Source organism: Ciceribacter azotifigens (genome assembly GCF_048159625.1).
Classification (GTDB): Bacteria; Pseudomonadota; Alphaproteobacteria; order Rhizobiales; family Rhizobiaceae; genus Allorhizobium; species Allorhizobium azotifigens.
Genome location: NZ_JBLQTA010000082.1, coordinates 1 through 649, shown reverse-complemented (window position 1 = coordinate 649; position 649 = coordinate 1). Strand labels below are relative to the sequence as shown.

The following is a 649-nucleotide window of genomic DNA, read 5'->3' as shown; positions in this document are numbered from 1 at the left end:
GGCGAAGGAAAAATGGGCCGAGCGCATCAAGCTGCTCACGCCCTATCAGGTGAACGCCGCGCTGATGGCCAAGACGGGCAATCCGCGCGTGCGCTTCATGCATTGCCTGCCGGCCTTCCACAATACCGAGACCAGCGTCGGAGCCGACATCAAGGCCGAGTTCGGCCTTGATGCGATGGAAGTGACCGAGGAGGTGTTCGAGAGCCCGGCATCGATCGTCTTCGATCAGGCCGAGAACCGGCTGCATACGATCAAGGCGGTGCTTGTCGCCACCCTGGGAGCCTGAGATGCTCGTGGTCGCGGCACTGGGCGGCAATGCCCTGTTGAAACGGGGCGAGCCGCTGACGGCCGAGGCACAGAGGGAAAACGTGCGGGTCGCAGCCCGGTCGCTGGCTGCGGTGGTCAACGCCGGTCACCATCTGGTCGTCACCCACGGCAATGGTCCCCAGGTCGGTCTGCTGGCCTTGCAGGGCGCGGCCTACAAGCCGAACGAGGCTTATCCGCTCGACGTTCTGGGCGCGGAAACCGAAGGCATGATCGGCTACATGATCGAACAGGAGCTCGAAAACGCGCTCGATCACGCGCAGCCCGTCGCAACGCTCCTGACCCAGGTGGTGGTGGATGGGCGCGATCCCGCCTTCAAAAAGCC

1 protein-coding gene and 1 pseudogene are annotated in these 649 nt (G+C 64.3%); both read left to right on the top strand.

What is annotated here, in order from left to right; genetic code table 11:
* Positions 1-286 (top strand): annotated as a pseudogene (locus ACM6UT_RS23425) (ornithine carbamoyltransferase); the annotation flags it as partial.
* Position 287: 1 nt separating this feature from the next.
* On the top strand, positions 288-649 hold a 362-nt coding region (locus tag ACM6UT_RS23420), incomplete at its 3' end, for an amino acid kinase family protein (RefSeq protein WP_465245570.1).